The 13,202-nt window shown below is 64.8% G+C and carries 12 protein-coding genes and 1 pseudogene; 7 read left to right on the top strand and 6 right to left on the bottom strand.

The window, feature by feature from the left end:
- Positions 1 to 94: 94 nt before the first annotated feature.
- The 3 genes from ACFOMH_RS16560 to qatD all read left to right on the top strand — a co-directional run bounded on the left by ACFOMH_RS16560 (position 95) and on the right by qatD (position 2,959).
- A complete protein-coding gene (locus ACFOMH_RS16560; protein WP_377745872.1) occupies positions 95 to 871 on the top strand; it encodes a hypothetical protein in 777 nt (258 codons plus the stop codon).
- Entirely contained in the window at positions 868 to 1,572 is a 705-nt protein-coding gene (locus ACFOMH_RS16565; RefSeq protein ID WP_377745873.1) for a hypothetical protein, read from the top strand. The genes ACFOMH_RS16560 and ACFOMH_RS16565 overlap by 4 nt, the downstream gene beginning before the upstream one ends.
- Before the next feature lie 631 nt (positions 1,573 to 2,203).
- The gene (gene qatD / locus ACFOMH_RS16570) at positions 2,204 to 2,959 is read left to right on the top strand and encodes a Qat anti-phage system TatD family nuclease QatD (RefSeq protein ID WP_377745874.1); all 756 of its coding nucleotides are present in this window, start codon (positions 2,204 to 2,206) and stop codon (positions 2,957 to 2,959) included.
- A 139-nt stretch (positions 2,960 to 3,098) separates the two neighbouring features.
- Here qatD and ACFOMH_RS16575 read toward each other — a convergent pair whose 3' ends face one another.
- The 4 genes from ACFOMH_RS16575 to ACFOMH_RS16590 all read right to left on the bottom strand — a co-directional run bounded on the left by ACFOMH_RS16575 (position 3,099) and on the right by ACFOMH_RS16590 (position 7,453).
- Positions 3,099 to 3,431 (bottom strand): hypothetical protein, encoded by a 333-nt coding sequence (locus tag ACFOMH_RS16575; RefSeq protein ID WP_377745876.1) that lies wholly within the window; start codon positions 3,429 to 3,431, stop codon positions 3,099 to 3,101.
- A 95-nt stretch (positions 3,432 to 3,526) separates the two neighbouring features.
- Complete coding sequence (locus ACFOMH_RS16580; RefSeq protein WP_377745878.1) at positions 3,527 to 5,644, bottom strand: AAA family ATPase; 2,118 nt, start codon at positions 5,642 to 5,644, stop codon at positions 3,527 to 3,529.
- Between the two features lie 77 nt (positions 5,645 to 5,721).
- On the bottom strand, positions 5,722 to 6,651 hold the full coding sequence (locus tag ACFOMH_RS16585) for a hypothetical protein (protein ID WP_377745879.1): 930 nt from the start codon (positions 6,649 to 6,651) through the stop codon (positions 5,722 to 5,724).
- 214 nt (positions 6,652 to 6,865) lie between these two features.
- Complete coding sequence (locus tag ACFOMH_RS16590; RefSeq protein WP_377745881.1) at positions 6,866 to 7,453, bottom strand: hypothetical protein; 588 nt, start codon at positions 7,451 to 7,453, stop codon at positions 6,866 to 6,868.
- Between the two features lie 112 nt (positions 7,454 to 7,565).
- On the opposite strand from ACFOMH_RS16590, the gene ACFOMH_RS16595 reads away from it, so the two are divergent.
- The gene (locus ACFOMH_RS16595; protein WP_377745883.1) at positions 7,566 to 7,745 is read left to right on the top strand and encodes a ribbon-helix-helix protein, CopG family; all 180 of its coding nucleotides are present in this window, start codon (positions 7,566 to 7,568) and stop codon (positions 7,743 to 7,745) included.
- A 26-nt stretch (positions 7,746 to 7,771) separates the two neighbouring features.
- Here the strand turns inward: ACFOMH_RS16595 and ACFOMH_RS16600 are convergent, their stop codons facing one another.
- A complete protein-coding gene (locus ACFOMH_RS16600) occupies positions 7,772 to 8,467 on the bottom strand; it encodes an SOS response-associated peptidase (protein ID WP_377745889.1) in 696 nt (231 codons plus the stop codon).
- Complete coding sequence (locus ACFOMH_RS16605; RefSeq protein WP_377745884.1) at positions 8,439 to 8,618, bottom strand: hypothetical protein; 180 nt, start codon at positions 8,616 to 8,618, stop codon at positions 8,439 to 8,441. The genes ACFOMH_RS16600 and ACFOMH_RS16605 overlap by 29 nt, the downstream gene beginning before the upstream one ends.
- Before the next feature lie 21 nt (positions 8,619 to 8,639).
- Between ACFOMH_RS16605 and ACFOMH_RS16610 the strand changes: the two genes are divergently transcribed.
- The 3 genes and pseudogenes from ACFOMH_RS16610 to ACFOMH_RS16620 form a co-directional block, all read left to right on the top strand.
- Positions 8,640 to 11,021, top strand: a complete 2,382-nt coding sequence (locus tag ACFOMH_RS16610; protein ID WP_377745885.1) for an error-prone DNA polymerase — start codon at positions 8,640 to 8,642, stop codon at positions 11,019 to 11,021.
- A 416-nt stretch (positions 11,022 to 11,437) separates the two neighbouring features.
- Entirely contained in the window at positions 11,438 to 12,325 is an 888-nt protein-coding gene (locus tag ACFOMH_RS16615; RefSeq protein WP_028720870.1) for a tyrosine-type recombinase/integrase, read from the top strand.
- 12 nt (positions 12,326 to 12,337) lie between these two features.
- A pseudogene (locus ACFOMH_RS16620) lies at positions 12,338 to 13,129 on the top strand (IS91 family transposase); the annotation flags it as partial.
- Positions 13,130 to 13,202 lie beyond the last annotated feature (73 nt).

Raw genomic sequence — 13,202 nt, forward strand, 5'->3', positions numbered from 1 at the left:
GACGAAGTAATTCCGACTAAGAATCTGTGCGTGGTCTACTCCCGTGCCCGGAATGCCCTGTCCGGCTATTTTTTCTAAGAAAGGAGAGCCCCGCTTGCTCAATGCTATCCTCAACAGCAAGTCCGGCCGACTGAACGCGGCCGATGAACAGAGCATCCGCTGGCGGGACCTCTTCCGCGGCAGCGAGGATCTCGTAACTTCGACGATTTTCGAGCGACTGTCCTACCTGCCGGCGCTAACCGCCTGGAGCCTCCTGGCGGTTGCAGCAGGCGGGCAGCTGACGGCCTATCGCATGGCAGACCTCGCTGAGATGGAGTTCTGGCCATTCTGGGATGCCGATGATCGCGTCCGTGGCGTCGAACCCGATGTATTCATCAGGATCGAGCTCGGCGACCCCGGCCGGTCGGTCCAGATAATCGTCGAGGCCAAGCACGACGGCGACCAATCGGCCGGGCAGCTTAGGGTCGAGCTTCATGCATGGTATCAGGCGGTGTCCTCTGGCGTAATCGACCTGCCCGATCAGTTGATCGTCATGGCAATCGGCGGGCTGCCGGCGCCGCATCGCCGACAGCAGTTCAAATCCGAGTTAGCCGCGGCCGTGGAGGCCATAGAGGGTCTTGTTGCCGATGTGGATCTAGTCCTGGTCGACTGGGCTGATCTCGCTCGCGCTATCGCCCTTCATCTCCCCGGCAGCGGGCATGAAGAACGCATCATCAAGGATATGCGCAAGGCTCTGGACCTCTATGGATATCATCATATCGTCGAACCGCTGCAGCTGGAGAGGCTCATCGCACAACGCCCGATCAATCCGGGTCTTACCCACATCCTGATGAAGATGAACAAAACGGCCATGGAGGCCCAGAAAGCATGAATGCCGCGCTCCCGTCTCAGCCAACTGATCTCGCCTCGGCCCTCGCAGATGTCCGACACGCCTACCGTATCGTAGCCGCCTATCAGCAAAGGCTCTTCTTCCTCCTGCGCCAGATCGAGGCCGGGTTCCCCGAATTACACTTCGCCTATTGGGAGCCCGCTGAATACGCTCGGCCGCCGCAGGGCAGGACTACGCCGTGGACGAAATGGTGCTGGGACTTCCTACCTTACTATAGCTCATTGAACTTCCTGACCCAGGATGGCGTGCCGATCGGGCAGAAGCTTGACATTGGCGAGTGGTTCATCATGGTCAAGTTCTTCACCGACAGCGGCTTCAATAACGAGATCGAAACGACACCTTCCTTCAGCGGCCCGGATCCGCTCAAAATGCCGCCCGTCGAAGAGACCGAAACCATGATTTACGTCAGCCTCTACCAGGTCATCGGTCGGGACGGAAAGGGCAAGACACCGGGCGAAATTGTCCATACCGACACGAGTGAGGACTGGGAATACCTAGTATGGCACGAGATCCCAGCGATTGGCGCGCGCTGCTTGACCACCGGCGGCAATCTCGCGGGTTATCTGGAAGCCGGGGCCATGGAGCAAACGATCTCGGAGTTTCTGGAGCGTCTGATCGAAGAGGGGATCCTGCAAGATTCCGCCAAGAACCCAGTGAAAACGTCTGTAAACCGAAGGAAGTGATCTGACGGGAGTTCGCCAGACCTCGCTACTCAGAGACTTATTCAGCAGCTTCGTTTGAGGCCGGTCGAACGCATCCGTTCCGACGTAGACTTCCCTGTGAACGCGGATCGCGCGGACGCGCGATCGCAGAATGCATGATCGGTCTTGAAATCTCTACCTTGCTATCGACGTGAAAGCCCAATGGACGAAGCCGCTCGCGCGGCAATGGCGCCTGCTCGCTCAGCTATCGGTCATTGGCGAGCACTCATGTTTTAGTGTTTCTACAATAACATCTGGACATGGGTAAGGCGCGTTGGCAGGGCGAAGCGCCCAAGCATTGCGGATACTGCGTCCCGTGCCTCATTCGCCGGGCTTCTATGCTCGCAGGCCTCGGGAATGACTCGACCGACTACTCAATCCCGGATCTGAAGGCGCGCGATCTGGATAGCAGCGAGGCGGAAGGAATCCATGTCCGATCATTCCAGCGTGCCATCACTCGCCTTCGTAAGCACCCCGCGAAGGCACATCTTGACATCCACCTACCGGGCCCGCTGATCGATCACCCCGATCAGTTTGCTGATTACGAGAAGGTCTATCGCACGGGCATCGCAGAGGTTGCGGCGCTGCTACGTGGGGTCCGAGCGCGGCCGTTATGACAAAAGTGACGGGGCCGCGCTGGGTCAATTTCCACTGCCATCTCGATCTCTACCCCGATCATGCGTCCATCATCCGGCAGTGTGACCAAGCGTATATCGCGACATTGGCGGTGACGACCACTCCGAAGGCATGGCCACGGAACAGGGAGATGACGGCTCTGTCTCGGCTGGTGCGGGTTGCTCTTGGTCTTCATCCACAGCTCGTCGCGGAACGGAGTGCAGAGGTGGCACTCTTCGAGCGCTACTTGCCGGAGGCCCGATACATCGGAGAGATCGGCCTCGACGCTGGACCAAGGTTCTACCGAAGTCTGCAGGAGCAAGAGCAGGTCCTTGATCGGATGCTGCGAGCCAGTGCCGAGCAGGGGCGCAAGGTGGCATCGCTTCACAGCGTCCGCAGCGTCGCCAAGGTGCTCGCGGCGCTCGAGGCCACCAGGTTCATTGATACATCAAAGGCAGTCTTGCACTGGTTCACAGGAACCCAGGCCGAGACACGGCGGGCCGTCGAAATGGGGTGCTATTCCTCGATCAATGCCGAGATGCTGCGAACTGAAAGGAATCGGAAGTTGGTCGCCTCGTTGCCTCTTGATAGATTGCTGACTGAGACGGATGGTCCGTTCGTGGAAACTCCGCGCGGAACGGTGCTTCCGCGAGATGTCCAAGGGACCGCCGTTCGGCTCGCCGAGGTATTCGGTTTCACCACAGAGGACATGCGGTCGGGGCTGATATCGAACCTGAGAGAACTGTTGAACTAGTTCGCATCGACTTCGCCGGTGGTAGAGCGGCGGCGAATTACTCGTGCCATCATTGCGGGTCCGAAGGCTCCGGGGCCAACATCAAAGTGCAGCGCCCCGATCGCACGTCTGGCTGGATCTACCTGAATTGTGATCGCCCTCACGCTTCTGCCTCCGCGATCATCCGCATGGCATCTTCCAGAATGCTGCTTTGGAATTCCTCTCTGATCTCACCATCGAGGGAGAGGATTGTGATCTTGATTCGAAGCTCGGCGCGGTTGTTTGCCGGGGTCTGGGCGATTTGGGTCTCGATGGCGGTGATGCGGGTGGCGAGGTCGGTCATGGCGGCGAGGTGGGCTTGGCCGGTCGGGGTGGTGAAGCCTGCGGTTGCGGCGCGGCGGTCGTGATGGGCGTGGGAGATCCAGGCGCGCTGCCAGTCGGCGAGGGCGGTGATGAAGATGCCGCGCGGGGTTTGGGTTCGGGGGTCGGGCATGGAGTGCCTCGCGATTGCGGGGTGGGATGACGTGGAAGAAGAGAAGTGTTCTGGTGCTTTGATCGGTCCGGGCGGGTTGTCGCGTTCGGCGCTTCTCAGCCTGTTCGGCAGGCCGGAGGCTGAGGAGTGTCAGGCGATGATGGCGCGCTTTCGGGCTCGGGCGCTGCGGCCAGATCCGCACCATCCTTCCTGACCTGATCGAGCCATTTTGCGGCGTCTTGGCCGGAGAGTTCGCGGCGGGTGGCGAGGGTTTGGGCCATGTCCTTGAGCAGGGCGTGATACGGGGTGAGGATCTGCAGGGCCTGGGCCTCGGCGGCCTCGATGCGGGCGCGCAGGCGGTGGCGCATGGCCTTGTCGTGCAGCCAGTCGGTGGTCTCGCCGAGCCAGAGCGGGCCCTCGGCGCCGAGGCCGAAGCGGGTTTCGATGGCCAGCGCGACGCGAGTGGCCAGCGCCAGATCGGAATCCTCGGGGCCTCCGGCGCCCGAGGTGACCTCGCCGAAGATCAGCCGTTCGGCGGCGCGGCCGGCCATGAGTTCGGCCAGCAGATCGGTGTGATCGTCGATCAGGCCTGCGCGCGGGGCGCGGCGGATGCGGGTCTGGCCGCCGGCGCGGTCCAGCGCGATGTGCTGGATCTGGCCATGGCCAAGCGCCGCCGTCACCAGCGCATGGCCGCATTCATGGATGGCGATGCACCGCGTCATCGCGGGGTCATCATCGGCGCCAAAAGCCGCGCGCAGGTCCTCGGGTGTGATCTGGCGTCCGGCGCGGCGGGCCACTCCGCGCAAGTTGCGCAGCCCGGCGTCGAGATCGGCCATGCTGTGGCCGACGGCCTGATGCGCCAGCGCGCGGATCTCGGGCTCCGGCAGGGTCAGATGACGGCGCAGCACGCCCGCCAGCGCGGCGGCATCGGGCAGCGGCACGGCAAGACGCAGGTCGAACCGGCCCGGGCGCAGCACGGCCGGATCGATCAGCTCGGGGTGGTTGCAGGTCGCGACCACGACCACCCCCTCGTCACGCGCGATGCCATCCATCAGCGCCAGAAACGCATTCACCACCATGACGCGATAGTTCTGATGCGGGCCGCGATCCGTGCGGGTGCCGACGGCGTCGAGCTCGTCGAGGATCAGCATGGCGGGGGCGCGGCGGCGGGCCTCGGCAAAACTCTCGCGCATGGCCTTCAGCATATCGCCCAGATGGCCCGCGGCCTGCCATTCGCCGAAACTGGCCGGGACGGCGGCAAAGCCCGCAGATCGCGCCATGGCTTGGGCGAGCCAGCTTTTGCCGGTTCCGGGCGGGCCGTGAAACAGCGCGGTCCGGGTCAACTCGTTCCAACCCAGCTCGCCCGCGCGCCAGAGCTGCAGATCGGCGACCATGGCGCGGGCGGCGCTCAGCGCCGGGCTGTCGCCGGTGATGGCGTCGAGGTTGGGCTGGTCATGCTGGGCCAGATTCTCGGCCGCGCGCAGGGCGGACAGATTGCGGGCGACCTCGGCTACCGTGGCGCCGCGGAGCGCGATCAGCAGGTCCGCCATGCCGGGGTGAAAGCGGTTCATGGCGATATGCAGCGCGGCGATGTCGCGGGATTTACCCGCCGGATGGGTGCGGGCCAGCAGCGCCTGCAGGACCTCCGCGTCGACGGGGGCGAAGTCGATGATCTGCATGCGGTCCTGCAGCCGGGGCTCGGGCAGGGCGCCGCCCGCCAGCACGATCAGCAAGGGTGCGGCGCTATCAAAGCCGATCATCAGCAGGCGCGTCAGGTCGGCAGGGCGATCCCCGCTGCCGATGGGGATCAGCCGCAGGCAGCGCGGCGGCAGGCGCCGGGTCGGAAAGCTGTCCAGGGGTTTTTGTTCGCGGATTTGCCAGATTGCGGGCAGAAGGCAGGGCAGGATGTAGTGCAGCGCGGGCCAGTCTTCGGCGGTGACGCCGCGCAGCAGCGTGATGGCGTTTGGCGTGATCGCGGCATTGACGGCGGCCTGGCTGCCGAAGCTGGCGGCAAGGCGCAGGCCCGTCAGCAGCGTCCGGCTGGTCAGGGCCGGGGGCGTGGGATTTGGCATGCGGGTGGGATCGTCGTCACTGGCATCCGCGTCGGATTCAGGCAGATCCTCGTGATCCTGCAACCGCTGCAGGAGCTTATGGGCGAGATAGGTCCAGCCGGGTTGGGCGGGGCGAGCGGCTTTCTTCGGGGCGGGCTGCGGGACGGGCTGGTGCTGGGTCATGGGCGGTGCCTCGGCATGAGAGGACGGGCCGCGCCGCAGGGTGGCGCGGGAGGAATGATATGAAAGGGGCGAGGGTGTCAGCCGGAGGTTCTGTCGGCCTCAGCCGCGATGCGGTCGAGTTCGGCCTCGATCATTGGCAGCAGCATCGGGCGATAGATCTCGCGCACCACATTCATCGCGCCGGCAAGCTCCGTTGCGGGCACCACGGCCTCGGGATGGGCGCTGGTCAGGCGGCGATGCGCGGCCTGTTCCGCCCTGCAGGCAAGATGGCCCGACGCCATCGCCAACACCCGCATCAGCTCGACCTGTGCATCTCTTGCCAGGCCCAGCTGATGGCGGTGGCGCTTGACCGGATGGGCGCTGTAGCCCAGCTTGAGGTAATGTCGGGTGGGTCGGTTCGCGCCCGCGGGCAGGACGATGCGGAGGAGATAAAGAAAGCTCGGCTTGGCGTTCCAGCCTTGGCCGCAGCCGGCGCAATCGCATTGGCCCCAGAGCATATTGGCCTGCGCAATCCGCTGCACATGCCCGCAGTGATGGCGATAGAGCCGGTAGTTCGGCCGCCCCGAGGGGCAATACCCGAGCCGTTCCCAGCCAAAGCGCCGCGCCTCGGCGGCTTCGCGGGCGTTATGGCATGTCTCGCAGCGCAGCCCGGTCGCGCCCTTGGCGATACGGTCGATCAGCTCGAACTGGCGCGCCAGAACATGGCCGCAGGGTGCGCGGAACCGGCCATAGCCGCGCCGGTCCGGATCGGGGCCAAGGAAGGTGATGCCCGCTGCATTGGCCACCGCGCTGCGCCGGGCGGCCAGGCAATGCGGGCAGAGCGGCTGGTGGCGCATCAGCGTGAACAGTTTGGCGGTGAAACTGCCGCTGCAGGTCTGGCAGCGCAATTGCAGATGATAGCGGTCGCGGATGCGGGCGATGAGGTCAAAGCCCTTCGAGGCGGCGGTTGCCTGCCAATGCGCATGGACCGGGCCGGGGAAGACGGGCGTGTCGTAGGTTGAAGGCATGAGAGATCCTCCCGTGGCGCGGGATGCGTGGAAGGCGCGGGGCTGCGGAGATCGCAGTCCGGGCGGGGAACCTGGGAAGGGTGGCAGTGTGGCGGCGCGGTGCACATCAAGGCAGTGCGCGAAGAATCCGCCGCGTCATTGCTGTGCAGAGCAGAACCCGGCGGGCCGAACTCTTGTCCGGGCCGCGCGTGTTCAGGATGCCGCAGGTTGGGCGCTACACGCCGGGCGCGGCCTGCATGACCGGCGGATACGCGTCGGAAGCCACAGTGCAAGCGGTCTCAGCGATCGCAAGATCCTCGGGCACGATCTCGACGCAATTACCTTCGATGATCTGTGCATGGTCGGGCAGGGCGGCCAGCTGCGCCAGCGCGCGCCGCGCCTCGGACAGCATCAGGTTCACCCGCAGTGCCAGCGGATGCCGCCCCGGACAGCGCAGCAGCGCTCCGGATGTCGCCAAGCGCGCATAGAGCTGGGCGAATTCCGCGCCATCCTCGCTGAGCGCCAGCGCCCGGGTCAACCGCGCAATCCGCAACAGCGGCCGGTCCTCCAGCCGTTCGGCGGGCGTATCGCAGAGCGCATCCAGCGCCGCCCCGACCGCCGCCCGTGCGGCCTCTGCATCGCGCAGCCAGTGATCGCAGGCCGGATCCCAGCTGCCGGAATGCTCCAGATCCCTCTCAGCCTCGATCCACGCCCCAAGCGCCCGCTGCATCACGCCAAAGCGCCGCGTCACCGAGGTATGCGTGAAGCCCGGAGCAAAGGCTTCCAGAACGCCAGCAGAAGGAATAGATTGGTAAACAGTCATGGTCGATCTCCGCTAAGGTTGACCTGATTAGGGCAGGTCGAGGGCGGCAACCCTTGACCATGCCCGATTATATGATACTAAAAAACCAAAAATCAAGACCGGATGTGGCGCGTTGGAAAAAAATAAGAGAGGGCGTCCGTCGGTAGATAGTGAGGCGATCAACCTTCGTCTCCCTCGCGAACTGATCGAAGCCATCGACGATCGCCGCCGCATCGAATCCGATCTGCCTACCCGCCCCGAGATGATCCGTCGCGCCCTTATGCAGTGGCTGGACCTGACGGCGGGCAAGTAGCCCGCCCGCGCGCCACCGCAGCGGCATCACTCCACCTCGATCAGCTCATCATCCTCCAGCGGGCGCTGCAGGTGGCGGGCTTCGGACCAGTCGGCACCCAGCCAGGTCTCGATCTCGGCCGCCGAGGTCAGGATCACCGGCATGGCCTTGGGATGGATGCGCCCGACCACGCTGTTCGGTGCGCAGGTCAGGAAGGCGAAGAGCTGGTGATCGCCGGTGCGGGGCGTCTTTGCTGAGCCCCGTGTGCCCTGCCACGGCGTCCAGATCCCGGCAAAGAAGAACAGCGGCCGCGTCTGGTCCAGCGCGAACCAATGCAGCGGTTTGCGCCTGGTCACTGGATCGGGCCGCTGGCCGTATTCCGAGAAGGCCGTCGCCGGCACCACGCAGCGATGCGCGACCCCCAGCCAGCGCCGCCAATGCGGACTGGCGGTGTTGCGGATGTTCGTCACGCCGCTGTCCGGCGCATCCGGCGCCTTCAGGAATTGCGTCGGCGTCGGCATGCCCCAGGTGAGCCGCGCCAGCTCGCGACCGCTGCCGGTATTGCGGACAACCGGTGCCGGGCGGTCGGGATAGACATCGAGCGAAGGTTCAAGATTGCCGAGGCTGTCGGACGTCGCGCCGGCGATGTCGCGGATCGCCTGCTGATTCGTGGTCAGATTATACAGGTTGCAGATGTGGACGGCCCCTCTCTTGTCAGGATTGCAGCAGACTTCTAACCAAATCGCTTGCTATCAGATGTCCGGCCTGTTTGCGCGAAGAGAGTTCGCTGGCCCAGATGGTGTGCGCTACGCCCGCTCCAAGCACATTGGCGACCTCGCTCGGGCCAGTGTAATCTTCGGAATTACGCGCGTATCGACCGATTGGTTTTTCCATCTCGTGCGTCCTGCAAGACTGGTGAGGCTAACATGGGCGGGCGCTGCCACGCGTTATCCCGAGGGCATCCCGCCCGAGGTGACACAGGCGCTGCACCATGAACTGACCCTGATCGGTCGGCTGCATTACGCGCCCTATTTCCTGACCGTGCACAGCATCGTCCGCTATGCCCGGTCGCAGAATATCCTGTGCCAAGGGCGCGGCTCGGCGGCCAACTCGGCCGTCTGCTATGTTCTGGGCATCACCGCCATCGATCCGGGCCGCAATGACCTGCTGTTCGAGCGTTTCGTCAGCGCGGAACGCCGCGAGCCGCCCGATATCGACGTCGATTTTGAACATGAGCGCCGCGAAGAGGTGATCCAGTGGATTTACAGGACCTATGGCCGCGATCATGCTGCGCTGACCGCCACCGTCATCCGCTATCGCGCCAAGGGGGCTCTGCGCGATGTCGGTAAGGCCATGGGCCTGCCCGAGGATCTGATCACCGCGCTCTCCTCGCTGATCTGGGCCTGGTCCGACGAGGGCGTCACCGATGCGCAACTGGCCGAGCTGAACCTGAACCCCGCTGATCGCCGCCTGCGCCTGACCCTTGATCTGGCCCGGCAGTTGATGGGCGCGCCGCGGCATCTGTCGCAGCATCCGGGCGGCTTCGTGCTGACCCATGACCGGCTGGATGATCTGGTGCCGATAGAGCCCGCCGCAATGCAGGATCGTCAGATCATCGAATGGGACAAGGATGACATCGACGCGCTGAAGTTCATGAAGGTCGACATTCTGGCGCTTGGCATGTTGACCTGCATGGCCAAGGGGCTGGCGCTGGTGGCCGCGCACAAGGGCGCGCATTATGACCTTGCCAGCATCCCGGCCGAGGACCCGCGCACCTATGCGATGATCCGCAAGGCCGACACGCTGGGCACCTTCCAGATCGAGAGCCGGGCCCAGATGGCGATGCTGCCGCGCCTGCAACCGCGCACCTATTACGATCTGGTCATCCAGGTTGCCATCGTTCGCCCCGGTCCGATCCAGGGTGACATGGTGCATCCCTATCTGCGCCGCCGCGCCGGGCTGGAGCCAGTGGAATACCCCCGGCCAGAGCTGGAAAAGGTGCTGGGCAAGACGCTGGGCGTGCCGCTGTTCCAGGAACAGGCCATGCGCGTCGCCATCGAATGCGCGGGCTTCACCCCGGGCGAGGCCGACATGCTGCGCAAATCCATGGCGACCTTCAAGTTCACTGGCGGCGTCAGCGCCTTTCGCGACAAGCTGATCGACGGTATGGCGGCGCGCGGCTATCCGCGCGACTTTGCCGAGCGGACGTTCCGGCAGCTGGAAGGCTTTGGCAGCTACGGCTTCCCCGAAAGCCATGCCGCCAGCTTTGCCCTGGTCGCCTATGCCTCGGCCTGGCTCAAGTGCTGGCACCCGGATGCGTTTTGCACGGCGCTTTTGAACAGCCAGCCGATGGGCTTTTACGCTCCCGCGCAGATCGTGCGCGATGCGCAGGCGCATGGCGTCGAGGTGCGCCCGGTCTGCGTGAACGCCTCGGAGTGGGATTGCACGCTGGAACCGGTTGACGGGCGTTTTGCCGTCCGCCTCGGCTTGCGCATGGTGAAAGGGCTGGCCGAGGCCCATGCGCAGGTCATCGCCCGCGCGGCCCCCTTTGCCTCGGTCGAGGATCTCTGGCGCCGCGCCGAGGTGCCCAAACCCGCCCTGATCCGCATCGCCGAGGCGGACGGGCTCTACGCTTTCGGCCTGTCACGGCGGCAGGCGGTCTGGGCGGTCAAGGGGCTGCCCGACAGCGACCTGCCGCTGTTCTCCGCGCTTGAAGGCAACGAGCCCACCGTCCCGCTGCGCCCGATGCGTGCAGGCCGCGAGGTGGTCGAGGATTACAGCCGCACCGGCCTCTCGCTGCGCCGCCATCCGCTGGCCTTCCTGCGCGAGGATCTGACGCGGCGCCGCATCCTGACGTGCGCTGACGCCATGGCGCTGCCCAACCGCCGCTGGGCCGAGGTCGCGGGCCTGGTGCTGGTGCGCCAGCGCCCCGGATCGGCCAAGGGCACCATGTTCATCACGCTGGAAGACGAAACCGGCATCGCCAATCTCGTGGTCTGGCCCAGGGTCTTCGAGGCGAACCGCCGCATCATCCTCGCGGCCAGCATGATCGCCGCACGCGGCATAATCCAGCGCGAGGGCGAGGTTGTGCATTTTGTCGTCCATCGCCTGACCGACCTGTCAGGCGCCCTCGCCAGCGTCGGCAACCGCGGCGCCTTCCCCCCGCCGCATGGCCGGGGCGACGAATTCCACAACGCCAGCCCCGCCCCCGACGCCCGCCACCCCAAGCCCCGAGACATGTTCATCCGCGATCTGCATCTCGACACGATCCGGGTCAGGACAAGGAATTTTAGGTGAGGGGGCGAGGCGCAGAATACGGGCATCTCAGTCGCTGCGGTCTGCGTGGATGTCGCTGATGAGGCGATGGCAGCTGGCCTCTCTGATCGGCATCCCGACTCTGATGCAGGCTATCCCGGCCTGATCGGGGCCCAGATGTCCCGCTTCAGGCGCAGCGATGCGTCTGGAGAGGCCCATCAGGCCGACGACCGCGAAAAAGGGAGACCTGACAACTCCACGTCGGGCAGCTCGGTAAGCCACCCTCAAACAGATCCCGCCACCGAGTTTTGACGCACCCTCGGCCCTTGGACGAAGCCGCTCGCGCGGCAATGGCGCGTGTGGCGGGCGTTGCGCGCTGATCTGACTCTTGTGCATTTGGGAATGGACGATCCTGCCTGACGATTGGGGCCTTCTCAATCATCAGACAGGAGGCTTCCATGACAGAGGAGAGCGTAAGCCCGCTACGCCAGCGGATGATCGAGGACATGCGCATCCGCGGGATGGGCGACAAGGCGCAGAAGTCCCACATCCGGGCCATCAAAGATTTCGCGGCCTTTCTCGGGCGGTCACCCGATAGGGCGACGCCGGAGGATCTGCGCGCCTATCAGCTTCACATGACGGATACCGGGGTCACGCCGTCGACTTTCAACACGCGCATCGTGGCGCTTCGGTTCTTTTTCGGCATGACCTGCGGGCGGGAGGAGATGAAGCGCTACATGCAGTTTCGCACCGAACCGCGCAAGCTGCCGGTAGTCTTCAGCGTCGAGGAGGTGTCCGACATCCTGATGGCGGCGCCGGGGCCCGGGCTCAAGTATCGGGCGGCGCTCAGCATCTCCTACGGCGCAGGGCTCAGGGCCGCCGAGGTCTGCAATCTCAAGATCGGCGACATCGACAGCGACCGGATGCTGATCCATGTCGAGCAGGGCAAGGGCCAGAAGGACCGCAAGGTCATGCTGTCGCCCGGATTGCTGGAGTTGCTGCGTGCTTGGTGGCGCGAAGCACGTCCCGAAGGCTGGCTGTTTCCCGGCAAGCCCAGGATCAACCCGATCTCACCGCGCCAGCTGAACCGGGCCTTCACCTCGGCCAAGCACATGGCCGGCGTCAGGAAGCCCGCCACCTTGCACACGTTGCGCCATAGCTTCGCCACGCACCTGCTGGAGGCCAATACCGATGTGCGCGTGATCCAGGTGCTGCTCGGGCATGCCAAGCTGACGACGACCGCCCGATACACCCACGTGGCAACCAAGACGATCCGGGATACCGTCAGTCCCTACGAGATGCTGGCCAGGTTGCAGGATCAGACGGTGAAGCGAAGTCTGGAGTGACCGGACGCCGGGGTGCCCCGGCCGAAGTTGGAGATCGCTGACATCTTTCGCGCCCATGGTTCCACGTGGCGGCGGGCCAATGCCGGGCATGTTAGCCTCTCCCAGCTCAAGGTCATGTCGGCCATCGAGGCCTGCCGGACCGAGGCGTTCGGCGGGCATGTGGCGGGATGCACAAAGTGCGGCCACCAGCATGTCGCGTATAACAGCTGCAAAAACCGGCACTGCCCGAAGTGTCAGGGACCGGCGGCGCGCGACTGGATGGAGGCACGGGCCGAGGACCTGCTGCCGGTGGAATACTTCCACGTCGTCTTCACGATGCCGGCCGAGATCGCGCAGATCGCCTATTGGAACAAGAAGGCGATCTATGGCCTGCTGTTCAAGGCGTCGGCAGAGACCGTCATGACCATCGCGGCCGACGCCAAGCGCATGGGCGCGCGGGTGGGTATGACCAGCGTCCTTCATACCTGGGGATCGGCGCTGACACACCACCCGCACATCCACATGATCGTCCCCGGCGGTGGCCTGTCGCCAGACGGCGCCAGGTGGGTCGCCTGCAAACCAGGGTTCTTCCTGCATGTGCGGGTGCTGTCACGGCTGTTTCGACGCCTGTTTCTGGAAGGGCTGATGGATTTGCACCGCGCAGATCAGCTCACTTTCTTCGGAGATATGGCGAGGCTCGCGGACAATGCAGCTTTTGCCACCTGGCTGAGCCCGTTCCGCAAATCCGAATGGGTGGTCTACGCCAAGCCTCCCTTCGGCGGGCCGGAGGCGGTGCTGGCCTACCCTGCCAGGTGGAGACATAGGTGAAATCCGAAACCCACAGCTCGTTTGGCATGTCTGCCACGAAGGCTCGGTTCACCTTGTCGTCCGGGCAGGG

It is taken from the genome of Paracoccus mangrovi, assembly GCF_042648425.1.
In the GTDB taxonomy this organism is placed as follows: domain Bacteria; phylum Pseudomonadota; class Alphaproteobacteria; order Rhodobacterales; family Rhodobacteraceae; genus Paracoccus; species Paracoccus mangrovi.